Annotated in this window: 25 protein-coding genes; 8 read left to right on the top strand and 17 right to left on the bottom strand. The window is 41.6% G+C overall.

What is annotated here, in order from left to right:
* The first annotated feature begins 188 nt into the window (after window positions 1-188).
* Together ABC374_RS04135 and ABC374_RS04130 are read left to right on the top strand one after the other, a co-directional pair.
* Window positions 189-491 carry a phasin family protein gene (locus ABC374_RS04135; protein WP_413016115.1) on the top strand — a complete coding sequence of 101 codons (303 nt, stop codon included), beginning with the start codon at window positions 189-191 and terminating at the stop codon, window positions 489-491.
* 14 nt (window positions 492-505) lie between these two features.
* Window positions 506-2,176 (top strand): ABC1 kinase family protein, encoded by a 1,671-nt coding sequence (locus ABC374_RS04130; protein ID WP_413016113.1) that lies wholly within the window; start codon window positions 506-508, stop codon window positions 2,174-2,176.
* A gap of 46 nt (window positions 2,177-2,222) precedes the next feature.
* Here the strand turns inward: ABC374_RS04130 and ABC374_RS04125 are convergent, their stop codons facing one another.
* From ABC374_RS04125 to ABC374_RS04095, 7 genes are all read right to left on the bottom strand, one after another.
* Window positions 2,223-2,447 carry a hypothetical protein gene (locus ABC374_RS04125; RefSeq protein WP_350301645.1) on the bottom strand — a complete coding sequence of 75 codons (225 nt, stop codon included), beginning with the start codon at window positions 2,445-2,447 and terminating at the stop codon, window positions 2,223-2,225.
* The gene (locus ABC374_RS04120; protein ID WP_413016111.1) at window positions 2,444-3,436 is read right to left on the bottom strand and encodes a catalase family peroxidase; all 993 of its coding nucleotides are present in this window, start codon (window positions 3,434-3,436) and stop codon (window positions 2,444-2,446) included. The genes ABC374_RS04125 and ABC374_RS04120 overlap by 4 nt, the downstream gene beginning before the upstream one ends.
* Window positions 3,437-3,771: 335 nt before the next feature.
* Window positions 3,772-4,086, bottom strand: coding sequence for a YbjQ family protein (locus ABC374_RS04115; RefSeq protein ID WP_350301643.1), 315 nt, complete (start codon window positions 4,084-4,086; stop codon window positions 3,772-3,774).
* The gene (locus ABC374_RS04110; protein WP_137017007.1) at window positions 4,067-4,285 is read right to left on the bottom strand and encodes a sigma-Y antisigma factor component; all 219 of its coding nucleotides are present in this window, start codon (window positions 4,283-4,285) and stop codon (window positions 4,067-4,069) included. The genes ABC374_RS04115 and ABC374_RS04110 overlap by 20 nt, the downstream gene beginning before the upstream one ends.
* Window positions 4,272-4,622 (bottom strand): DUF5345 family protein, encoded by a 351-nt coding sequence (locus ABC374_RS04105; protein ID WP_413020267.1) that lies wholly within the window; start codon window positions 4,620-4,622, stop codon window positions 4,272-4,274. The genes ABC374_RS04110 and ABC374_RS04105 overlap by 14 nt, the downstream gene beginning before the upstream one ends.
* Window positions 4,582-5,142 carry an RNA polymerase sigma factor SigY gene (gene sigY, locus ABC374_RS04100; protein ID WP_350301642.1) on the bottom strand — a complete coding sequence of 187 codons (561 nt, stop codon included), beginning with the start codon at window positions 5,140-5,142 and terminating at the stop codon, window positions 4,582-4,584. Before sigY ends, ABC374_RS04105 begins: the two co-directional genes overlap by 41 nt.
* A gap of 86 nt (window positions 5,143-5,228) precedes the next feature.
* Window positions 5,229-5,657 (bottom strand): Lrp/AsnC family transcriptional regulator, encoded by a 429-nt coding sequence (locus tag ABC374_RS04095; protein ID WP_413016108.1) that lies wholly within the window; start codon window positions 5,655-5,657, stop codon window positions 5,229-5,231.
* Between the two features lie 118 nt (window positions 5,658-5,775).
* On the opposite strand from ABC374_RS04095, the gene ABC374_RS04090 reads away from it, so the two are divergent.
* A complete protein-coding gene (locus tag ABC374_RS04090) occupies window positions 5,776-6,174 on the top strand; it encodes a carboxymuconolactone decarboxylase family protein (RefSeq protein ID WP_350301640.1) in 399 nt (132 codons plus the stop codon).
* Window positions 6,175-6,294: 120 nt separating this feature from the next.
* On the opposite strand, the gene ABC374_RS04085 is transcribed toward ABC374_RS04090, so the two are convergent.
* Window positions 6,295-6,477 carry a hypothetical protein gene (locus ABC374_RS04085; protein ID WP_413016106.1) on the bottom strand — a complete coding sequence of 61 codons (183 nt, stop codon included), beginning with the start codon at window positions 6,475-6,477 and terminating at the stop codon, window positions 6,295-6,297.
* A 91-nt stretch (window positions 6,478-6,568) separates the two neighbouring features.
* On the opposite strand from ABC374_RS04085, the gene ABC374_RS04080 reads away from it, so the two are divergent.
* Window positions 6,569-7,207, top strand: a complete 639-nt coding sequence (locus ABC374_RS04080; protein ID WP_413016104.1) for a hypothetical protein — start codon at window positions 6,569-6,571, stop codon at window positions 7,205-7,207.
* A gap of 300 nt (window positions 7,208-7,507) precedes the next feature.
* Here the strand turns inward: ABC374_RS04080 and ABC374_RS04075 are convergent, their stop codons facing one another.
* Window positions 7,508-7,975, bottom strand: a complete 468-nt coding sequence (locus ABC374_RS04075; RefSeq protein WP_413016102.1) for an Lrp/AsnC family transcriptional regulator — start codon at window positions 7,973-7,975, stop codon at window positions 7,508-7,510.
* 173 nt (window positions 7,976-8,148) lie between these two features.
* Here ABC374_RS04075 and hisC point away from each other — a divergent pair, with 173 nt between their 5' ends.
* Window positions 8,149-9,261 carry a histidinol-phosphate transaminase gene (hisC, locus tag ABC374_RS04070; RefSeq protein WP_350301635.1) on the top strand — a complete coding sequence of 371 codons (1,113 nt, stop codon included), beginning with the start codon at window positions 8,149-8,151 and terminating at the stop codon, window positions 9,259-9,261.
* Window positions 9,262-9,351: 90 nt separating this feature from the next.
* Here hisC and ABC374_RS04065 read toward each other — a convergent pair whose 3' ends face one another.
* The 7 genes from ABC374_RS04065 to iadA all read right to left on the bottom strand — a co-directional run bounded on the left by ABC374_RS04065 (window position 9,352) and on the right by iadA (window position 18,068).
* Window positions 9,352-10,731: an amino acid permease gene (locus tag ABC374_RS04065; RefSeq protein ID WP_413016099.1), complete on the bottom strand. Its 1,380-nt coding sequence runs from the start codon at window positions 10,729-10,731 to the stop codon at window positions 9,352-9,354.
* A gap of 377 nt (window positions 10,732-11,108) precedes the next feature.
* A complete protein-coding gene (gene lpdA, locus ABC374_RS04060; protein WP_413016097.1) occupies window positions 11,109-12,533 on the bottom strand; it encodes a dihydrolipoyl dehydrogenase in 1,425 nt (474 codons plus the stop codon).
* Window positions 12,534-13,814 (bottom strand): dihydrolipoamide acetyltransferase family protein, encoded by a 1,281-nt coding sequence (locus ABC374_RS04055; RefSeq protein WP_413016095.1) that lies wholly within the window; start codon window positions 13,812-13,814, stop codon window positions 12,534-12,536.
* Between the two features lie 29 nt (window positions 13,815-13,843).
* Entirely contained in the window at window positions 13,844-14,827 is a 984-nt protein-coding gene (locus ABC374_RS04050; RefSeq protein WP_350301631.1) for an alpha-ketoacid dehydrogenase subunit beta, read from the bottom strand.
* Window positions 14,827-15,939 (bottom strand): pyruvate dehydrogenase (acetyl-transferring) E1 component subunit alpha, encoded by a 1,113-nt coding sequence (gene pdhA, locus ABC374_RS04045; protein WP_413016092.1) that lies wholly within the window; start codon window positions 15,937-15,939, stop codon window positions 14,827-14,829. Before pdhA ends, ABC374_RS04050 begins: the two co-directional genes overlap by 1 nt.
* 368 nt (window positions 15,940-16,307) lie before the next feature.
* Window positions 16,308-16,514 carry a hypothetical protein gene (locus ABC374_RS04040; RefSeq protein ID WP_413016090.1) on the bottom strand — a complete coding sequence of 69 codons (207 nt, stop codon included), beginning with the start codon at window positions 16,512-16,514 and terminating at the stop codon, window positions 16,308-16,310.
* 378 nt (window positions 16,515-16,892) lie between these two features.
* On the bottom strand, window positions 16,893-18,068 hold the full coding sequence (iadA, locus tag ABC374_RS04035; protein WP_413016088.1) for a beta-aspartyl-peptidase: 1,176 nt from the start codon (window positions 18,066-18,068) through the stop codon (window positions 16,893-16,895).
* A gap of 193 nt (window positions 18,069-18,261) precedes the next feature.
* Here iadA and ABC374_RS04030 point away from each other — a divergent pair, with 193 nt between their 5' ends.
* A complete protein-coding gene (locus ABC374_RS04030) occupies window positions 18,262-18,570 on the top strand; it encodes a hypothetical protein (protein ID WP_241590726.1) in 309 nt (102 codons plus the stop codon).
* A gap of 669 nt (window positions 18,571-19,239) precedes the next feature.
* Here ABC374_RS04030 and ABC374_RS04025 read toward each other — a convergent pair.
* A complete protein-coding gene (locus ABC374_RS04025) occupies window positions 19,240-21,273 on the bottom strand; it encodes a transglycosylase domain-containing protein (protein ID WP_413016086.1) in 2,034 nt (677 codons plus the stop codon).
* 293 nt (window positions 21,274-21,566) lie between these two features.
* Here ABC374_RS04025 and ABC374_RS04020 point away from each other — a divergent pair, with 293 nt between their 5' ends.
* Both ABC374_RS04020 and ABC374_RS04015 read left to right on the top strand, forming a co-directional pair.
* Complete coding sequence (locus ABC374_RS04020) at window positions 21,567-22,091, top strand: universal stress protein (RefSeq protein ID WP_413016084.1); 525 nt, start codon at window positions 21,567-21,569, stop codon at window positions 22,089-22,091.
* A gap of 394 nt (window positions 22,092-22,485) precedes the next feature.
* A complete protein-coding gene (locus tag ABC374_RS04015; RefSeq protein ID WP_350301625.1) occupies window positions 22,486-23,373 on the top strand; it encodes a cation diffusion facilitator family transporter in 888 nt (295 codons plus the stop codon).
* Window positions 23,374-23,588: the final 215 nt, after the last annotated feature.

The following is a 23,588-nucleotide window of genomic DNA, read 5'->3' as shown; positions in this document are numbered from 1 at the left end:
TATCATAATATCCAATTCGCTTCACTTCAAACAATTTCCTATCATCAAAAACCTGCAGGACCCTTATATTTCTCTAGCTGCCCTAAAGTGATGTATGATAGATGGTAACAGCAAGAATGAACCAGAGTGAACGGCATCCGCTATTATCTTCTTACGGTGTAAAAAACTTATATTGGAGGAATGTAAAAATGGACTTATTAAAAAATGTGTTTTCTTTAGGATTAGGTGCTGCCGCTGCTACAAAAGAGCAAATTGAAAAAGCAGTGGACTCTCTTGTCAAAAAAGGCGATATCAGCAAAGAAGACTCCAGGGTCCTTTTGAAGCAATGGATCGAAAAAGGGGAACAAGCCCAAAAGCAGCTGGATGATTCCGTCAAGGCCAAAGTCAATCAAGCGCTCAATGGCCTAAACTTGGCAACTAAAGAAGAAGTTCAGGAATTGGAGCGCCGTATCGTAATTTTGGAGAAGCAGAACCAAAACTTACAATCGTGACAGGAGGTACTTGAATGTTTCGCAAGCGACTGAAACACGCACATCGTTACCAGGAAATCATTAATGCCTTCTTGAAAAATGGTTTCGGTTACTTCATCTATCGCCTGGGATTATCCGAGAACAAAGCGGTATCGAAACTCCAACCCGATGAAAACCTGAACCTCCGCTCAATCGGAGAGCGGCTGCATAAGATATTACAAAGCTTGGGACCAACATTCATTAAACTTGGTCAGATTGCAAGCACGAGGCGTGATTTCGTTCCCGACGAGATCGTCCGCGAACTTGAAAAGCTACAGGACCAAGTGACCCCCTTTCCATTTGATAAGGTTCGCAAAATTGTCGAAGCCGAATTGGGCGATTCTTTGGAAAACATTTTTCTTGAATTTAATGAAACCCCTCTGGCAACCGCTTCAATTGGACAGGTCCATACGGCACGGCTTCCTTCACAGGAAGTCGTAGCAATCAAAGTGCAGCGGCCCGATATTCTGCCGACAGTGGAAACGGATTTGGAAATTCTCGATGATTTGGCAAGACTTATGGAAGCTCGCATATCTTGGGCAAGACGCTACCAAATCAGAAAAATGATTGATGAATTCGCTAAATCACTCCGCGCAGAACTCGATTATAACTCCGAGGGTCGAAACGGGGAAAGAATTGCCAAGCAGTTCACCGGTGATCAAGGGTTTAAGGTACCAAGGATCCATTGGGAGTATTCCACAAAAAGGGTCCTGACGATGGATTTCATTCAAGGAATTAAGATCAATCATTATAAACAGCTTGATGATGAAGGTTATGATCGCCGGCAAATCGCGGAAAGATTAGCGAACTCCATGCTTCAGCAAATATTGATCGATGGCTTTTACCACGGCGATCCCCATCCTGGCAATATCATCATTTTGCCGGGAAATGTCGTCGCACTCATGGATTTCGGAATGGTGGGACGTCTGGAGGAAGAAACGAAATATCAGTTCGCCTCGCTTGTCATCAACCTGAAACGCGGAAGCACCAATGGATTGATCAAGACGCTTTCAGATATGGGCCTCCTGACGGACGAAATCGATATGGCCCCATTAAGGGGGGATATTGATGAACTGCGAAACAAATATTATGATATCCCATTGAGCCAAATCAGCTTAGGCGGAGCAGTCAATGACCTGTTCACTGTTGCCAATCGGCACCAAGTCCAAATCCCACCCGAATTCACGATGCTCGGCAAGGCTCTGCTTACCATGGAGGCCATTGTCGAAGGGTTAGATCCGAATTTCAGCATCATGAAGGCAGCTGAACCTTTTGGGGAGAGGCTTTTTAAAGAACGCTACAATCCAAAAAACATTGCGAAAAACGCTTGGAATCAATTCATCGAGTCTGCTGAAGCCATTGCCGAACTGCCCAAGGATATCAAGGAAGTGACAGGTATCATTAAAAAAGGGAAATTGCGGCTCGATATCAACATTCCCGAACTTCAAGTATTTTTACATAAGCTTGATCAAATCTCGAACCGGTTGTCGTTCAGTATTATCCTGCTTGCATTCAGCATAATCATGGTCGGTCTCATTATCGGCTCTGCAATAGGCGGGGAAACCTTGACCCTATGGAAAATACCGGTTATCGAGATTGGATTTGTCGTTGCAACCCTGATGTTCCTACTTATGCTCTACACCATTTTCAGATCCGGAAAAATGTAACCTACTATAAAAGGGGTTCAGATTGGTCTCATCCCGAACCATGAATTTAAAACAAGTCCTTATCCTTTAAGTTTTTTACTGCAATTCTCACTGGATTGAGGAAATTTGCAACACTCCTGCCGAATAACTGGCTAACCGAAACCCCACAGACGCTTGCTTTGATGAGGCTTGTCTGACAGTGGGAAAGGGAGTGGATTTCTGAAAGCAGGTTTTCCAGCAGTCTGAAGGGAACCCCTTTAATGCAGGGTTCCCTTTTCGTGATTTCATTCATTGGTTATTTATCCGTCGTTCATATGAAACGGCATACGCACTATGGCGGAAATGCAAGATCCGGTCTTCCGAGCACTCGATTCCTTCAGGAATATTGGTTGGATCAAACAATAAAGTATCTTTACACACTTCCGATTTTTTGGAGATCATTAAATGCCCAATCGTGATTACCTGTTTATCTTCCGGCCAAGCTGTGGTTGGATCGTCAGTCGGGTCATTTTCCCCTCCTATTTGTATGTTCAATTTAAAGCCCACCGGACCTTCTTTAAGCCTCTCTTCCATTTCTTCATTCAGATACTCTGGCGAATGCATGGCCAAATCCTTTTTTTCTAGCATACTAAGGCCGGCATCAGGTACCCACTCGTACTTGATGGCCTGCCGCCTTCCTTCCGCGTTAATGAAATAGAATGCATGAATCGAGTAATATTGACACGTTGAGAAACTGGCTGGAGAACGCATTTCTTTAAGCATTTGCAGGCTTGCCTTGCTTTCAGGGTACTTCCACAGGATTTTTGCAAGTTCTTTCAGATTTGGGAAACCTTCTTTGGCAGATTTGAAAAAACCAGCAATATCAACAAACGCTTCCGGTGTTTTCGCAAAGAATAACGGAATGGTCACAGCAATAAGATCTGACACCTCTCCATCCGGCAATTGAAACTTGACTGCCATGCCCTTTACAGGGGAAATGGCATCAGGATGGCTTGGAATCGGCGAGCTATTTGAAAACCGAATGATCGCCGGCACAGCTTCATCCTGAAGATGCGAAGCCACCGTTAATGGGGACGCTTTTCCGTTTGGGGTAAAAACCCCCTCATAAACATATCCCCTTGCATGTACACGCCGATAACCAGGATGTTTTCCAGCTACATCTTCAATTACATTAACTGCTTCCCTGGCTAGTTCAGGTTTCAAATTATCATTTTCCTCCATAACACACACCCCATTTTTCAATGTCAAAAAATCTTTTTCACTGTTATTACCTCTACCCATTAATGGACTTCCTTATGCTCTATCACATTTCTCATGACTGAACTTTTTACAAAAAGAAAACGCCTGGAAAAATCCCGGCGCTTTAACCATTTCAATTATTACTACATTAAACCGAAGTCCGATAGCTTCGAATCGGTTTTAAAAAAGTTCAATGAACGATAATCTTATGGTAAATAATAATCTCTATTAAATTCCGAATGCTCCCATTCAAATTGCCTGTAGCATTTTATTAAAAATTCCAGGGAGCTACTGCCCATTTCCAACAACTTTACTGAATAGTGTGAAATTGATTCAATAAAATAAGGACTACAAAAGGATATGAATCAAACCTTTTGTCACTCAACATGAACTGCCGTGCCGTAAGCAATGATTTCACAAGCGTTTTGCATGATCGCAGAGGTTTCCAGACGCATTGCGACAATTGCGTTCGCCCCTTTTCCTTTTGCTTCATCCACCATCCTGCCAATTGCTTTTTGTCTGGCTTCCATCATCATTTCTGTATACTCAGTAATTTCACCACCGACTATTGTCCGTAATCCTGCGAGAATATCTTTCCCAATATGCTTCGATTGAACACAGTTTCCCTTAACAAGTCCCTTCAGTTCTTTAATTTCTTTACCAGGGACGGTATTAGTAGTCACGATAATCATATAGCTCATCCTCTTCCTTTTTTCTTATTCTTTTTATTATCAAATAAAAAATTAATGGAACAGGTGCTTGAATCAAACCTAAAATACCCCACATCCATTGGTTAAAGCCATTCTTCCTGGCATCGATAAATAAATAAATGCTTTGGGTCAGTAAAATCAACCCGCACACGATTAATGCATATATTTCAAGGCTGCTCATGACTCACCTTCACCTTCCTTTTCACGTAAAACGTATATAGACCAATGAAAATCACGGTCATCATTTGGAGCGCCAGAAACACTTCTGGTTGATGGAATAGGGCAATAACCAGAAAACTTAGGATGACTGCAGCGGTTACAGTAAATATAAACAGCTCTTTCCACCATTTTTTTTTAAGTTTTTCACGCTGTATCTTAACTTTTTGTTCAAAATAAGCTGCTTGAGGGATATCAATTGTAAAAGCTTCATCAAAATTTTCCAGGCTCCGATTTATTTGGCTGATTGTTTCTTGATCATCACTGCCTGAATGGTTTGGATAAATGGGATGGTTCTTCATCAACCGGATTCAACTCCTTTCTTACTGTTTTTATACCTTTATGGACACGTGATTTCACGGTACCTTCTGGAACTTTGACTATTTTTGCTATTTCTTCGTAAGAAAAACCATAGTAATGCTTCAAAATGATTGGCACACGTAACTCATCCGGTAGGTGACCCAACGCTTCCATGACATCATCCCAAGCTTGGTTATTGTTTTGTGTTTCCCATTTCAGTTTTCGTACTGTCTTCTCTTGTTTTAACCAGGTGAATTCTCGCTTCTGTTTCCGTTTCTGATCCAAAAATAAACGGGTTGCAATGGAAATCAGCCATGTGGAAAACTTCGAAGCACCCTTGAACCTCGAGAGATTCTCAATTGCTTTCGAATAAGTCTCCTGAGCTAAATCTTCAGCATTTTCGAGATCAAAGGTCAACTTCAGTAAATATTTAAGCAGAAAAGGATAGGAACCTTGAAACAATTCAGCTAACGCTTGATCATCTCCCTTTTTTGCTGCTTTAACCAGATCTTTTTCGTCCATTTATCGTCACCACTCTCACATCCGTAACCTTTATACTTATTTGACGTTTCAGATGATGAAATCGTTCACGGGAAATAAAAAATTTCTTATTCATGACTTAGCCTTACCTCAGAAAGAATAACATGGGTAACGGTTGCCGCAAAAGGAATGGTCCGATTGATGAATTCCTCCACTGCTTCAAGGCTCTCACTGTGTATTTTAAGCATAAAGCAAGCCTGCCCGGCAATTCGATAACAAAAGTCAACATTCGGCTCCTTGGAAATATACTTTTTGAATTTCTCATATTCGCCATTTTTTATCGTTGCTTCCACGATACACTCAATCGGAAAGCCGATCTTTTTATGATCTATCTCGGCAACATACCCTTTAATGATCCCGAACGACTCCATTTGCCGTACCCGTTCGGCAACGGTGGGGGCGGAGAGGTTTACTTTCTTTGCCAATTCCCTCATGGAAATTCGGCTATTCAACGCTAATTCGGCAAGGATACTCTGGTCTTTTTCATCTATTTTCATTTTAAAATTATTTCCCTTCTTCTCTTTACATTCATTCATTATTCAACCGCAATACTTTACAAACGGAATTAAAATTCCTGGGTTTTTATATTAGGATTATCTCAAAGGGGAGATGTTCATGACAAGAATAAAAAAATCATCGATTGGATCCAGTCCGTTTCAAAGATTATTTCATTCTGAAGAGATTTCGCATAAATGGTCGGAGCTTTCAGATTGCATATCTGCAGATGGGAAACTTTCGAAGAAGTTAAAGGAAAACGTCAGAAGGGTGCTGGCCTACGGTAATGGCTGCTCATACTGTCAAGCAAAAGGAACTCCACTAAAGCCGGAAGATATGAAAGAAAGCTATGCAATCGCCTTTGCGGAGGTATTCCTCTTGCAACGTGAAAAAACGGAGGAAATGTTTTTCCAAGTATTGAAGGAGGCATTCAGTGATGAAGAGATTTCTGAACTATTGGCATTCATTTGTTTTACAACCGCCCAGCAATATTTCGGGGCGTTGATGGATTTAAAGTAACGACAAAAAGGAACGAGCATCTTGCTTGTTCCTCATTTCGTAGAGAAAGTATATTTTTCTCTACAATCTGAGCCCTTACTCTTTTTGATTAGGGGCTTTTTTACTAATCACTTTTTTCGTTCAATCTTTGTTGTTTTTCGCCATAATTGATACAAAACAAAATACGGCTATCAATAATAGTATTGCTGGAAAGGTATAAAAACTTCCGTTGTATTTAATAGAGTGATCAACTTTTAAACCATACAAATAAATAAATAGTATAAAAGAAACAGACAATGCTATTGTACCGGCTAATAATTTCATAATATTACCTCCATTTAGTTAATTTGTATTATATACTATAAGGTGTATACCATACACAGAAAATTCAGAAAAAAGGAGGATTAAAATGAGGATGAATAACAAAAAGTTTTACATTCAACTTCTTAGCCTTTTCAGTCTGTTTATTTTATTAATCTGTTCTTGGAATTTAGCAAAGGTTTCAGCAGAAAATGTAGACGGTTCTATTGTTGAAATTGAAGGAGCTAATGTGGAATTAACAGTTGATGCTCCGTACAGTTTAACAAAAAACGATGGGACCTTAGTATTTTTTGATACAGTAGAAGACTATAGTGCTTATTTAGATAGCCAAATTATAAAAATTGTTCCTACATGCGCAACGTGTAATAAAACTACAACAAAAACCATTACTACTAATACAGCAAAAGAAAAATGGGTAAACTACCACCCTCTTACAAACGCTTGGGCTAAAGCAAGCAGTTATACTATTTCTCGTGGAAAATCTTATACTATTTCTGGTTCTTATAGTTATGGTGGTTATAATGTGGGCGTTAGCGTAGCTCATAATACCTCAGTTTCTACAACAATCCCAGCTAATTCAAAAAAATATAGTAGATTAGGTGTTTGGGCAGATATTACTTTCAAGAGATTTAAACACGTAGTAAAAAGCCCTACCGGAAAGGTTATAAATACGTATTATTCAAATACTGCATATGGTGTAGGTGCTCCCTATATAAAAGTTAAATATAAATAAAATATGATTAATTTATTAATCATCGGGAACTAAAACAGTATAAGTATACAGAGTTCATCTAATTAAATGATGAACTCTCAGACTGTAGTCGACAGCTGTTTTTTTATCCCAATAAGCGTCAATATATAGTATTATCCATCCGAGCAACAAACTATATGAAAAGAAGAAAAACCCCTTTTTCTTTAGTGTTATTTTGGGAAAAGGGTTTTTTCTACACTCTGAGGAACGAGCATCTTGCTCGTTCCTTTCTGAAAAAGACCTAGTTCAAAACACTTCAATAACTTGAACGAATCGATTTATCTAGGATTTCGCCCCATGATCCTCCATTTCATTGATCCTTGGAAGAATGGAGCGGGAAGGTACCGGGGATGTCAAAACCACGGATGTATTAAGATGTCCATAGGGTATCAATCGATCTATCAGTAATCTCATACTGTCCATATCAGCTAAAGCCGCTTTCAAAAAATATCCAACTGTTCCTGTTACACGATGGCACTCGATAATGTCTAAATCATTTTTCACCAATGTTTCAAAATCGGAAACAGGAACCTTAAGTTCACTCACCTGAATGAACACAAGTACACCCCTTCCTATTGCCAGAGGTGAAACTCTTGCGCTGAACCCCTCAATGACCCCCTTTTCTTGCAGGCGATACATCCGTTCAGAGATGCTAGGTCGACTGAGAGCCAATTTCTTCGATAGTTCACTAATCGTAATGCGTCCATCTCTTTGTAAAAGTTCCAGTAACCTGACATCTATTTCATCCATGAAGCAACCGCCTTTCATAATGAAGGAATATAAGCATATATTTCTTTAAAATGTTGTATGGATAGCAATAAATACATTCTTTTTTGTATGTAATTTTACCAGTTAATATTCTATCATTAAAATAATCAAATAGAAAAAGAAAATTCAGAATTTACCAAAGGGAGGAACCCGCATTGACCTTTACGAAAATCCCGGTTCGACAAAACATTGAAAGCATTAGCCCATATGTTTCCGGCAAGCCAATTGAAGAAGTGCAACGTGAACTTGGTCTTGAAACGATCGTTAAATTGGCATCCAATGAGAACCCATTCGGTTACTCACCTCTAGCAAAAGAAGCCATGCTTACCGAGATGGAGCAAACCTCCTTTTATCCTGAAGGTATGGCACCGGCATTAGCTGAAAAGCTGGCAAGGAAATTGAATATCAATAAAGATCATATCATTTTGGGAAATGGTTCTGATGAAGTGATACGTTTGTTAACAAGAACCTATATTCAACAAAATGATGAAGTCATCATGGCTGATGTGACATTTCCACGGTATGAAACGAATGTATTGATTGACGGCGGCACACCTGTAAAGATACCTCTTATTAATGGTGTACATGACCTGCAAGGTATGTATGAGGCCATAACAGAAAAAACAAGAATGATATTTGTCTGTAATCCTAATAATCCAACAGGAACGATCGTTCAAAAAGAAAAGTTGCGCTCTTTTATCGAAAAGGTGCCGAAACATATTTTGCTGATCGTTGATGAAGCATACTATGAATACGTCGAAGATGGAGAATATTTAGAAACCTTGCCACTTCTAAATATGCATTCAAATCTGGTTATCTTACGCACCTTTTCTAAGATTTATGGCCTGGCTGCATTAAGGATTGGATACGGTTTAATGGATGCATCCATCATACAAGAGCTAGTTAAAGTGAAGGAACCCTTCAATACCAACCGTTTAGCACAGGCTGCGGCATTCGCTTCCCTCGACGACCATCCATTCGTTGAGAAATGTGTCCGTAAAAATGGGGAAGGAAGAAGATATTTAGAAAACGAACTAAGCAAGATGGGATTAACATTCTTCCCTTCACATGCCAACTTCTTGATGGTCAAATTGAACCAGCCTGGCAGGGATATTTTTGAGAAGTTATTAATTCAGGGTGTCATCATCCGTTCAGGTCATTTGCTAGGCTATGAAAATACGATCCGCGTGACCATCGGCACTCCGCCTGAAAACGAGAGATTCATAGCATCCTTACAACATATAATCAATAAAACGTCTGGTGCATGACCGATTGAAATGAAGTTGCTGTATAACAATGATCATTAATGAAAGATACGACATGGACGCCTTTGCCCATGCCGTATCTTTTACGTGGATTTATTTAGCAATATCCTTTTCTATTATAGGAGTTTCCTGTGCATCCACACTTTTAAATTTAAAAATCGAAATCGAGATTAATGCAGCCAACACAATCAGGCAAGCAATGATACTGATCCGATTCTGTTCACTGAACACGAACGTGACACAAATGATGCTTAAGGTGATTACGGTAAACAAGGTAACATATGGAAAGCCCCACAATTTAAAACTCGGAGCCTTGGGATATGAATTGCGAAGTTTTAGCTGCGCTAAACAGATGCTGATCCATACAAGTGATACTACAAAACCCGGAAAAGCCATTAACAGAGTAAATGCCTGGTCCTGTGCAACGAAAGTAATCATGGAACCGACGACCAATACAACTGCACTTAATATCAAACTATACAATGGAACGCCATTTTTTGATACATAAGAGAACGACTTGGGAGCTTCCCCTTCTGCAGCTAAAGAATGCAGCATTCGGGTACACCCATATATTCCAGAGTTAGCGGCTGATAAGACGGCCGTAATCAAAATGAAATTCATGATATGTGCAGATCCTTGAAAACCTGACATTGACAAAACTTGTACAAACGGACTTGCCTGGTCGCTAATTTCGTTCCATGGAATCAAACCGCAGATTACAAGTATCGGTAAGGTGAAAAATAATACGACTCTCCAAATATAGTTTTTAATGACCTTCGGTAAAATGCGTTCCGCATCCTTTGCTTCCGTTACCGTCACCCCTATTAACTCGGAACCGCCATACGAGAACATGACGATCAGTAATGCCGAAAAGATGGACATCCACCCATTTGGGAAAAACCCTCCATGCCCTGTGAAGTTTTGCAGATAATTAGATCCGCCGCTTGGGATGGCTCCAAATAAAATACAGGCTCCCAATATGATGAATAAGATGATCATTGTAATTTTGATGCCAGCAAACCAAAATTCGAATTCACCATAATTTTTGACATTCATCATGTTAATCCCAATGATGAAAGCCGCACACCCTAAACTTAATACCCATAGCGGGATTGCCGGGAGCCAATACTGCAAGAAGCTTCCTGCCACCACTACCTCAATGACACATACGGACAGCCACATGAAACAATACATCCAGCCTACGATGAAGGAAAAGCGCTTACCGAATGCTTTCTGAACGAAACCCTTCATATTTGTATTTGGATAGACAATTGCCATTTCTGCTATAGCACCCATGACTACAAGCAGTAATAATCCTGCAAAAATATAAGTGAATATGACTCCTGGCCCTGCTAACGATATGGTTTCGGCACTTCCTTTAAAAATCCCAGTACCTATTGCCCCTCCCATTGCCATCATGCTTATATGCCGCGGCAATAATTTCTTTTGCAGTGACCCACCATTTGACTCCATTACATTTGCCTCCTTCATTCCATAATTTTCTCATATAAAAAATCAAACCCATTTCAATCGTTGAATGGCGAATAGATAAGTTATCTCATCAACCGTTATGGTTTAGGAGTGGAAGGATGCAAAGCCTTCTTGAAAACTCTTCTCATACTTCCCCAAAGTAAAAATGATATCAATAAGCCATTAGTTTTACAAGTGGAATCATTGCAGGCTAATACGGCTCCCGTTTGGTCAAACGCCGGGTCAGATTTTCGAAATGGAGTGACTTGAAGATAGCCCTGCCTTACGGGGACCAATGATTGGGTTTCTGACTCTATTATAATGAAACATTCTAATCGGGGACTACATTGGTAATCCCCATGATACATATTCCAGTTATGTTATTTATTTACGATGTGAATCGCATGTCCCAAAACTGCCTCAGCCGCTTCCATCCACCCCTCGGTCAAAGTTGGATGAGGATGCATGCTGAGGGCTATATCCTCGACCCGAGCCGCCAGCTCAAGGGCAAGGACCCCTTCACCTATAAGGTTGGAAGCATCAGCACCTACCATATGCATCCCGAGCAATATGTGGCTATTGGCATCCACGATCACTTCAGCAAATCCCTCCGTTTCATTCGTTGCAAGCGCCCTTCCGTTGGCACTGAACGGAAATTTGCCGACCTTGACGCTGTATCCCTGTTGTTCAGCTTCTTCACGGCTTAAACCAACACCAGCTATTTGTGGTTCCGAGAAGATTACATAGGGAACATAAGGTGAGTCTACGGCACTTGCCAGCCCCCCTATCACTTCAGCTGCCACGATTCCCTGTTTGGATGCTCGATGGGCAAGAGCCGGACCAGGTGTAGTGTCGCCGATGGCAAAGATGTGCGGCACATTTGTACGGCATTCCATATCCACTGCTATATGGCCTTTCTCGCCAACCGTAACTCCAGCCCGATTCAGGCCAATTTCTTCAGTGTTAGGCATCCTTCCAATTGTAACCAGGGTTTTTTCGCTCACGACCACTTCCGTCCCCTGTTCTTCCGAGGACACATGAAGATGTACTTGGCCATCCACTACTGTCGCCTTTTCTACCCTCGAGGAGGTTTTGATATTCATCCCAAGCTTCTTGGCATTCCTTGTGACTTCCTTTACCAGGTTTTCAGCAACTTGGGGGAGTATGCGATTGGCCATTTCAATGATGGTCACTTTAGTACCTAGCTTTGCAAATGCCATACCCAATTCGATTCCGATATATCCTCCGCCAATGATTGACAAGCTTGAAGGAACTTCCTGCAGCTGCAAAGATGAAGTCGAATCCAATATATATTCTCCATCGACTTTAATGAAGGATGGAATGAAAGGCCTGGACCCCGTCGCAATAATTGCCTGCTCAAACTTATAGGTTTCAAAATCGCCATCGGTTTCGACTCCAATGCGGTCATCAGATAAAAAGGTTGCTTGACCTTTAACCACCGTCACTCCATTTTCCTTACACAAATGGGCAATACCTTGCCTCAATTGAGATGTGATGCCCGCTTTCCAATCCTGCCAAACTCCCAAGTCCATAATGGTTTTTTCCTGAGGCAGCCGGATTCCCATTTTCCCTAAATCGTTAAGACTTTGGTATTGATCTGCTGCGTGAATTAATGCCTTTGATGGTATACAGCCCCGATTAAGGCATACCCCGCCCAGCTTATCCTTTTCAACAAGCACGACCGATTTTCCTAACTGGCCGAGACGGATAGCCGCAGCATATCCTCCCGGACCTCCTCCCATGATGACAACATCCGTCTCTACAGCAACTTCCCCAACTACCATTTATCTCATCTCCACAACTAAACGAATTGGATTTTCCAGCAATTCCTTGATTCTATTGGTAAAATGCACCGCTGTTACCCCATCAATCAAACGATGGTCGAAAGAAAGTGACATATTCATCATTAAACGGATGACACCTTCCAAATCGCGAACGACCATGCGATGTTCCATTTTATGCAAAGCTAATATGGCCGCTTCCGGATAGTTAATGATCGGGGTCGCGTGCATGCCTCCGATAGGTCCTACATTGCTGATGGTAAATGTACTGCCTGTGATTTGATCTATGTTCAACTTCCCTTCACGGGCTTGGGCTGCCAATCGCCTGATTTCATCAGCTAGTTGGAAAATGGTTTTTTGATCGGCATGTTTTATGACCGGTACAATGAGACCCTCGTTTGTATTCGTCGCAATCCCAATGTGATAATAATTTTTCAGGATGATCTCATTGGTTCTTTCATCAATTGAAGCGTTTAATGTTTTGAACTCCTTTAAGGCGATGACAATGGCTTTAACGAAAAATGGCAAAAAGGTCAATTTAATATCCTTATCATCGGAGTACTCCTTTAATTGATTTTTAAATTCCTTCAATCGGTCCATTTCCAATTCATCTACATGGGTTACATGAGGAATGGTCGAAACCGACTTTACCATATGTTCAGCGATTTTTTTACGAATGCCTTTAAGCGGAATCCGCTCTTCCCGCTCATTTTCCAAACCTTTTGCCTGGTTGGCATCCTTCATCAGGGCCATATCTTGAACAATCCTGTCATCAAGCTGTTTGGCATTTTCCCGTGTAACCGAATTATTTTCTTTAACCTGCTTCAAGTCACTTTCGGTAATTCGCCCAGATGGACCGGAGCCTTTAACCTTCTCGATATCAATCTTCATTTCCCTCGCCAATTGGCGCACGAATGGTGTTGCCAGCGCACGCACAGCCTCATGATGCTGTTTAGTCGTAATATGCTCTGCATTCACTTTTACATCGCCAGATTGCACGATTTGGTTTTCTTCTTCAATAATGCCTGTATCCGGAACTGACATATCGTTCTCTTCCTGAATTGTGAATATTGTGGTCCCCACTTCCACGATATCCCCTTCGGAAAAAAATATCTTCTTGACCACTCCCGCTGCGGGAGCAGTCAATTCCGCATTGACTTTATCCGTTTGCACCTCAACAATGGGTTGATCCTGTTTTACAGCATCCCCTTCTTTGATGAGCCATTGGATAATTTCCCCTTCATGCATCCCTTCCCCTACATCAGGAAGTTTAAATTCCATCATGCGTCATCCTCCTTCTCCCTTGATCACAATTAAAATGATATCGTTTCGACTATTCCTTGTTTTACCCGGTCAACAGTCGGTAAATAATGATCTTCTATTGTAAACGGCGGAACCGGAACATCAAATCCTGTTACACGCTTAATCGGCGCTTTCAGGTAAATAAGAGCTTCATCATTAATGATGGAGATGATCTCCGCACCTAATCCGGCAGTCTTATGGGCTTCATGGACGATTAATGCACGACCTGTCTTTTTAATGGATTGCACGATCGTATCCCTATCCAGAGGATATAATGTCCTTAGATCGACCACTTCACACTGCCAGCCTTTTTCCGCTTCAATCTTTTTCGCGGCATTCAATGCCTCCCTTAACATGGCCCCCCATGCAAAAATGGTCAGGTCGCTTCCCTCCTGGACCACTTTTGCTTGACCGATGGGTATTCGGTACATTTCGTCGGGAACTTCTTCCTTAAAGGCCCGATACAATTTAGTCGGTTCCAAAAAAATCACCGGATCTGGATCTTCGAGCGCTGAAATGAGCAGCCCTTTTGCGTCATATGGATTACTGGGTGCAACCACCTTTAAACCCGGAGTATGGGCAAAGAAGGTTTCGACACTTTCGGAATGAAGTTCAGGACCCCTGATTCCGGCACCATATGGCGTACGGATTACGAGGGGCACCCCAAATTGCCCACGAGTACGATACCTCATACGGGCAGCATGGGAAACGAGTTGCTCGAATCCCGGATAAATAAAGGCGAGAAACTGGATCTCAACTATGGGCAGCATTCCGTTAAGGGCTAAACCAATGGCAGAGCCGATGATTCCGGATTCAGCTAATGGCGTATCGACAACACGATCTTTTCCATACTTCTCATAAAGCCCTTCCGTCGATCGAAAAACCCCGCCATTCACTCCAATATCCTCACCCAGAATCATCACGCGATCATCATGACCCAGCATTTGGTCCAGCGCTTCCGTAATAGCCTGGAGCATCGTTAAATTTTTGCCCATTATTTCTTCCCGCCTTTCCTTAAGATTTGGTTCAATTCCTGCTTCTGTTCCTTTAGATGCCATGACTCCTTGGCATATACATGGTTAAACATTTCGAGCGGGTCGGATTTTGGATGCCCTTCGGCTCTTTGAAGGTGAGCATCGATCAGTTCGTTGAATTGTTTTATCACCAATTCCTCCTGCTCTTCATTCCAGTGACCCTCTTTAATCAAATACTTTCTAAGACGTGTTATGGGATCGCGGTTTTCCCTCCAGAACTTTGAAATTTCGTCCTGATCGCGGTATATGTTCGGATTGTCTGCAGTAGTATGGGCGCCATAGCGAAAGGTAATGGCTTCGATCAATGTAGGCCCTTCCCCTTTAAGCGCTCTTTCGACAGCCTCCTTAACAGTCAGCCATACTGCAAAAATATCATTTCCATCCACCCTTACTCCATGGATGTCATAAGCAGCAGCCCGCTGGGATATCGTTTTGGATGCCGATTGCTTTTCAAAAGGGACACTGATTGCGTAGCCATTATTTTGGCAGAAAAAGATTGTCGGGGTTTTATAAACGCCAGCAAAATTCAGTGCCTCATGAAAGTCCCCTTCAGAAGTGGCTCCATCACCAAAATAAGCAATGCTAACATTCTGTTCGCCTTTAAGCTTACTTGCCCAAGCTGTACCAACCGCATGAACCATTTGAGTGGCAATGGGAACACTTGGAGGCATAATCCTTTTTCCTTCTGGACAAATTGAGCCGTCAAAATGTGCCATCCAATATAGGAAAACGCGGTATAATTCCTGTCCATGAATGATTGCAGCTCCATGATCACGGTATGTGGGAAACATCCAATCACCTGCCGACAACGCTAAAGCGCTTCCTACCTGTGATGCTTCCTGTCCTTCGAAAGGTGCATATGTTCCAATCCTGCCTTGGCGCTGGAGATTAATTGATTTTCGGTCAAATGTTCTGAGCAGGAGCATGCTCTCATACATCTTTAACATAAGTGATTTATCGATTTTTCCATCAATCGTTTCAATGATTTCCCCTTCAGGAGTCAATACACGAAACATTTCCGGCTCAGTTCCACCTGAATGCGCTTTCATTATTGGGTTTCCCGTCTTTTCCATTTCATTTCTCCCCTTAAGATAGATTTGATTCGCAAACATACCAAGGTTTTGAACAGTCATGAAATAACAGCCCAAAATGTTTTATTGGTTTTTATGTCTGTGATTAAATGCTGTTTCATAAACTACAGTGCCTTATATAAAAGGATAATACATCCAAGTTTTTAATAATATGTTAAATAGAATGAATTTTTCGTAAATTACCTTTATTTAGAATATGTTTTCTGATACTTCACCTTCATTTTGAAAATGAGAACCTTTAATGGATTAATTTCCATTTATTCCTACAAATTGTTGATATGCTCGATCGATTCACGACCTCATCCAAAAAGTATCCAGCACAAAAAAAGACCCATTATATAATAAGGGTCTTAGACTGTATACAAACTCCAAGAAATCCAGTTGCATACGGTTTTTTCTAACAGAATATTCCAGTTGATTTCAGAAATCCGCTCCCTTTCCGCCGACTGTCTGCCAAGCCGCATCAAAGCATGCGCCTGTGGGGTCTCGGCTAGCCAGTTATTCGGCAGGAGTATCGCAAATTTCTTCAATCCAATGAGGATTACAGTAATAAACATGAAAGATAATCAAGTTTACTTTTAAAATCTTGGTTCAGGGCGAGAAATCCGAAACTCCTTTTGTCGAAAAATTGATGAAATCGCCAGACTCTAGACGAATTGGTGAAGAGCAAGTTTCCCTATAATACTTCTTAAAAAGAAGTTCCAGTTGATTGGAGCGGGTGTTCGAGACTCCTGCGGGAAAAGCGCGTCGAGGGAGACCCGCAGGCGAGTGCCGAAGAGGCTCCCGGACCGCCCGCTGAAAGAGAGTGCCTGGAGTGGAAATCATTACACATACCCTCTTTCAGAAATCCGAAATTAGATCAATGTTACCCCTTTTTTCAATTCAGGATAAATGGGTAGAACTCGCACGGAAATAGCACCCAAAATTAGAAAGATCTATTTTTCAAATGTTCCTTTCACGACTGCTTCACCATCCTTGACCATGATCTGCCCCATCGCGATAACACTATTTATTTCTAAAGTTTGTTTCTTCATTATGATGATATCGGCGTCCTTACCTGCCGCAAGCTGTCCCTTTGCAGAAAGTTTTAAAATGTTTGCCGGGTTTGCCGTCGCAACTCGTATGGCATCGGCAATTGTCACTCCATCCTCAAGGACCGCATCGACAACGCAATCATATAAGGACATGCATGTACCAATGTTCAAACCCCGCAGGTTGCCGTTTCCATCGAAGTCAGGCAGGCTGGCTTGTCCATCTGAAGTTATGGTGATCTGCCCGATTTCAACGCCTTCTTCCAGTGCCCTTTTTATTGCTGTACTTGCTTTAACCTCCCCTTCTTCAAGGAACTTCTCGATCGTACTTGTCGTAAAATCGATATAACCCCCTTTTTTTGCATATTCCACCCCTGCATTGAATAAATGCGGATTTCGGTTTATATGTGTAGGATAGAACTGAGTGATCGGTATTTCCGTTGTCTCGACAACTTCCTCAATTACATGCAAATGATCAAGACTGTCCCCGACATGAATGTTGACGATACCGCTTTTCCCGGACAGCAGACCTCCATTACGCGCCTGAGAGGCCAGTTTAGCCAGCTCAGCTGCAGTCGGCTGCGAGGAACGGTGATCGGCAATGGCTATCTCGCCAACGCCGATAATTTTATCCACAAGAATCAAATCATCTTCGATCTTACCGGTTAACGTCTTGACTGGAACTTGATAGGAACCAGTCTGAACGAAGCAGCTAATTCCTTCTTCTTCAAGAGCTCTCGCTTTAGCAAGCAGTGCTGGCATCGTCCTTGTCGTTCCATCTGTTCCGATGACCCCTACCAATGTCGTTATACCCGCTAAAGTGGCATCTGTTAATTGGATTTCAGGAGTCCTCGTTTTAAAGCCCCCTTCCCCGCCTCCGCCGATAATATGTACGTGACCATCTATAAAACCCGGAGCCACGATTTGGCCACTCGCATCAATCACCTCCAATTCAACGAAATTGTCAGGTACCTCAATCTTGTCTTCGATGAAGCCAATTTGCTTTCCAACCAAGAGGATATCTTTTTGGCCCATATATTCGGGACCATATAGCTCCCCATTTTTAATAAGTGTGAGCATTCTCCTTCTCCCTTCAAAAATAGAAATTTTCAAATAGGTTTCAAAATCTTTCACTCGGGTAAATATACAACATGACCCGCTAACAATTACATAAAAAAGACCAAACATACTTGTTCATTTTTTTAAAGTTGTAGCCGAATTGACATCTTGATTATGCTTTTCCAAAAGTATAAAAACAAAAGGAGCAAACGACATGAATAAAGTGATTTCTTCTGACATTAAAACAAATAAAAGATTATCCATGCGACAAATCATGAACCTATATCAAGTTACAAAAGAATTTAAAGGGAATATATATTTTATCTGCAACCATAAATTGGTCGACGCCAAGAAACTTTCGACTTTCGTATCCTTTGTGCTCATTCTTCAAGAGTGTGCAACAATGAAAGTCATCCTTGAAGGCGAGAATGTACATGCCATGCTGGAAAAAGTACAGGCCATTTGTAAAGAAAATGATGAAAGTGCATTCGCTTTCCAATCAAACCAAACCGTTAATATTTAAATGATTCCAACTACGTTATGAAGAGGGTGTATAGATATGAGAACCATTTTAATGGTGATAGGCGCAATTGTCGTGATCGGCATAATAGCAAATCTAATTTTTTAAAATAAAAGAAGAACTGTAGCCAAACGCAAGTTTGCCTGCAGTTTTTTTATTTTAAAAACGTTCCAGTTGATTTCATCCTGAGCTTTTTTGGGCGGTTCACAGATTTATTCGACCGTTCACGCTCTTTATCCGACCCTTCACGGATTTATTCGACCTTTCCCGCTCTTTATCCGGCCGTTCACGGATTTATTCGACCTTTCCCGCTCTTTATTCGGCCGTTCACGGATTTATTCGACCTTCACCACACTTTATCCGGCCGTTCACGGATTTATTCGACCCTTCACCACACTTTATCCGGCCGTTCACGGATTTATTCGACCTTTCCCGCTCTTTATTCGACCGTTCACGGATTTATTCGACCTTCACTGCTCTTTATCCGGCCGTTCACGGATTTATTCGACCTTTCCCGCTCTTTATTCGGCCCTTACCTCATTATTCAGACTCCGGAGCATTTTATTTTAAGGTCCACGTATTAAATCCGCTCCCATTCGCCGACAAACTGAGACTGTCAAATGATTGACAGTCTCAGTTTGTTAATTTTAATTAAATTGCCTTACCTGAGAATCACCACGGAACCTCCCAGTCCCTCCATTTATTCAAACCTTCCCTAATCTCATTTCCTTTATCAATCCAATATTGTCTCCTTTTCTCCTCTTCTTCCTTTGCCTGTTGCTCAGCTATAAGTGCCTGCTGTTCAGCTATTAGCGGTCCGATATCCTGAGCTTTAAAAGATTGAGCCGCTTGATTCTGTAAAGCTTGCGCCATTATTTTTTGGAAGATGAGTGCACTTCCCTGACTGCTGTGTGTCGTTAGGTAATGATTTTTGTCCGTCTTATCATATCCAGCCCATACAGCACCGACCAGCGAAGGTGAATAACCGATGAACCATTGATCTTTAACCCCTGATATTCCTTCGATGGGAACTTGTGTGGAGCCTGTTTTACCTGCTATTTCATAACCGGAAACTGCTGCGTTTTTCGCTGTGCCATATTCCACTGTTCCAAGCAGCATGGCATTCATTTTATCGACGGCGCCTACAGAGGTCACTTTGGTGCTCTTCTCTTTCCAGGCGGCGACTTCTTTTCCATCGGCATTTTCTATTCTTACAATGGCATGGGTTTCCATCCGTTCCCCTTCGTTGGCAAAAGCTGAAAAGGCTCCTGCCATCTGCAGCGGGGACACACCTTTTTCCATCCCTCCTAAAGCGATCGAAAGGTTTCGATCATCCTTGTCATATGGAATCCCAAACCGCTTAAGTGAATCAAGCCCCTTATCGATGCCAATCTCATTCAATAGCCAAACCGTTGGTACATTCAAGGAATTCATCACCGCTTCATACATGGGGACTTCTCCTTTATATTCACCACTCAGGTTTGTTGGCTCATATTCACCGAAGCTCATTTTTTCATCCTTTAAAGGGTCAGTGATATCATATCCCTCTTCAACAGCTGGCGTGTAAACGACAAGCGGTTTAATGGATGAACCAGGAGACCTTGTCAGCTGGGTTGCCCGGTTATATCCCATGAATTGATGTTCACCTCTCCCTCCGACAAGTGCTTTTATGCCGCCGGTTTCAGGATCAAGGAGGACAGACCCGCTTTGAACCAGTTCTTCTGTACTCGTTCCAACTGGGAAATTGGCTGCATTCTCATACACGGTTTCTGTAGCCTGCTGCATGGATTGGTCCAGAGTCGTGTAAATTTTATAGCCCTTTGAAAGCAGCTCCTCAAGCTTAATTCCATATTTACTCGATGCTTCCGATAAAACATGATCGACATAATAAGGATACTTACCTCTTAATGGATCGGTTTCCTTCTCCCCCATAAGAAGTGTCACCGTATCTTTTTTTGCAGCTGCTTCTTCATCTTTCGTCAAATAACCATGTTCCGCCATTCTCGAAAGAACCAAATCACGCCGCTTCACTGCCCCGTCTAAATTCTTGTATGGATCAAGTTTGGATGGCAAGTTAATGACTCCCGCCAGCAAAGCTCCCTCGGCAACGGTCAATTCAGAAACCTCTTTGGAAAAATAAATATTTGCTGCCTTTTTGATTCCCCATGCTCCATGGCCAAAATAAACTTGATTCAAATACATTTCCAGGATTTCATCTTTTGTATATTGATTTTCAACTTCCTGGGCGAGAAAAAACTCGTCTATCTTCCTCTTCAGAGTTCGATCCGATTCCAGCATCGTGATTTTCACAAGCTGCTGGGTAAGCGTGCTCCCGCCTTCAACAACACTTCCAGCCTTCGCATTTTTAACCAAAGCCCGCATAATCCCTTGATAATCTATGCCGTGATGTTCATAAAAACGGTGATCCTCAATGGAAACCACCGCTTGTTTCATATGTTCCGGTATTTCATCTATCGCAACACCTTCGGATTTATTTGCCGTGATCGTACTGGCAAGATTCCCATCCAGATCATAGATTCCTGTCGGTTGCTGAAGATTATTTTCAAGATGACTTATATCAGCACCCTGCCTGAAATACAATAGTGAACCGGCGCCTAAAACCACAATCGCCAATATTATAATTAGACCTAATTTCACTAACCCTCTCATTTGTACCCCCATTTTCCCATCTGCGACATGTTTCATTAAAAATATTTTACCCTTTTTATTAAAGAAAACTCGTCGATTGAATAAAAGGCCGAAGCTAGGCGCCCTTTTCTTGTAGTACTATACTCGGATATCGCACCCTTGCCGATGATATTTCTTCATCGTCTGAGCATGACAACTAATTGAAGGACCAGATTTCATCCTACCATTTTAACTATGCTCGTATCTATCCTTTACCCGTAAATGGCAGTCTATATACAGATTAAAGGCGTGAAGCCATTTAAAAGTGGGTATAACACCTTTAAGGTCTTAAAAAGGGGAGAGATAATATAATGAAGGACTTAAAACATATTGTCGTCGCTTTTGATGGAAATGAAGAGAGTAAATGGGCCGTCGAATATGGAGCAACATTGAAAAAGGCCTTTCCAAAAGCAGAGTTGACCATAGTTCATGTCCTAAATGATAAGGTTGAACAGCGTATCATGGGAGACGCCTCTGCTCCAGGGTTCGTACCTGCTGCCGGATTTTATGTAGATCCAGTCCAGACACATCCTGTTGTTGAAGTTGATCAGCCACGAAATCAAAAGGTAAATGACACCCCTTCCGCCGTCGAGAATAGTATTCAGAATGCAGAAAGTAATACGTTGAGATTGTTAAGTGAATGTCAAGTCAAGGGAAAATTCGAACTATTGGAAGGATATGCGCCAGATAGCGTATGTGACTTTGCAGCAAGAACTTCTGCTGATCTTATCGTGGTCGGCAATAGCGCTAAAAGCGGTTTGGAAAAATTCTTCCTTGGCAGTACAAGTAGTACCATTGCGAAAAACGCACCCTGTTCGGTATTCATTGTAAAATGAAAATTGAGCCGGTTCACACTACTTGATCATGCTTCGAAAAAGGCCGGATTCTTATAGAATCCGGCCTTTTTGTTGGATTTTTCAGTTATTGCTTGTATCCAAAACCACATCCCTGCATCAGTTCGAACTGTTCACTCTCAGCCTTTTTGGCTCCCCTTTGGAAGTATTTAATTTTCGTTCATCGGTTAGAATATTACAATTAAAGAAAATGCACATGTTATCAAAACTTGCCATTCCCAGTAATCTTTCATTTATCCAACTTCTTTACAGACCTTCAATACACCTGCTATTAACCAAGTTAGATGGCTAAATACGACAATTTTTCTATAGACTCACTAAGGTTTGATTTGGTATCTTTATTAAGCCTAATTTACATTGGGGAGGGAATGTGGACATGGATAAACATTCGATTTCAGCTGAAAAAGGCGCTTACATAAGCATCGCCGCGTACATATTCTTGTCTGCTCTTAAATTGTCATTTGGTTATTTCGGTGATTCCAAAGGGCTTTGGGCTGATGGTTTAAATAATACGACCGACATCATCGCTTCCATAGCCGTATTGATCGGTTTAAAAATTTCAAAGAGACCTCCTGATGATAATCATTCATATGGTCATTTACGGGCGGAAACCGTAGCCTCGTTGGTAGCTGCCTTTATCATGATCACCGTGGGCCTCCAAGTTGTATTCAGTGCCATTGAATCCTTCTTTCACCAAGATTCAACAACCGTTCCCAGTATGCTGACCGGTTATGTCGCTCTATTTTCTGCAATCTTCATGTACGGAATCTTCCGCTATAACTTATCTCTAAGTAAAAAGATCAACAGCTCTTCCATCTATGCCGTAGCACAGGATAATCGATCCGATGCCCTTGTCAGTGTGGGTGCTTTCATTGGAATCATCGGCACCAAGATGGGAATCCCTTGGCTGGATGCGATAGCTGCAGCAGTCGTGGGGGTCATCATCTGCAAAACAGCCTGGGATATCTTTCGTGATGCCTCCATCTCTTTAACCGATGGTTTCGACGAGCAGCTCCTGCAAAAGATCGGACAAACCATTATATTGACAGAAGGTGTTAAAGAAATGAGTGAAATCAAAGCCCGGATGCACGGAAGTGAAATCCTGCTCGAAACTACCGTTCATGTCAACCCCCTTTTGACCGTCATTCAAGGTCATGATATCACGGTTAAAATCGAAGAGAATCTTTTGAAGGAATATAATATCCAGCATGTGATCGTTCATATCGAACCATATGCATTTCATAAAAAAGGTAACCGTCATTAACTTTACGGATACCTTTTTTTGTTATTAATTCCTGTAATTACTGTAATAAAACTGTGTCAAAAAAAGGTATTTATTGATTGATTGCCGAATATTTATCCAATTGACACATGTTAAAAGAACAGTAATCTGTTATCATGAAAACATCATGTAATTATTTTGATATTTTGTAATTTTATTCTAATAAAGCACTTTCTGGGTCAAAAGTAAATTCATTT

It is taken from the genome of Peribacillus phoenicis, from assembly GCF_047238085.1.
Lineage (GTDB): Bacteria > Bacillota > Bacilli > Bacillales > DSM-1321 > Peribacillus.
The sequence above is the reverse complement of the archived record's forward strand: the minus strand, read 5'-3'. Positions and strand labels throughout refer to the sequence as shown.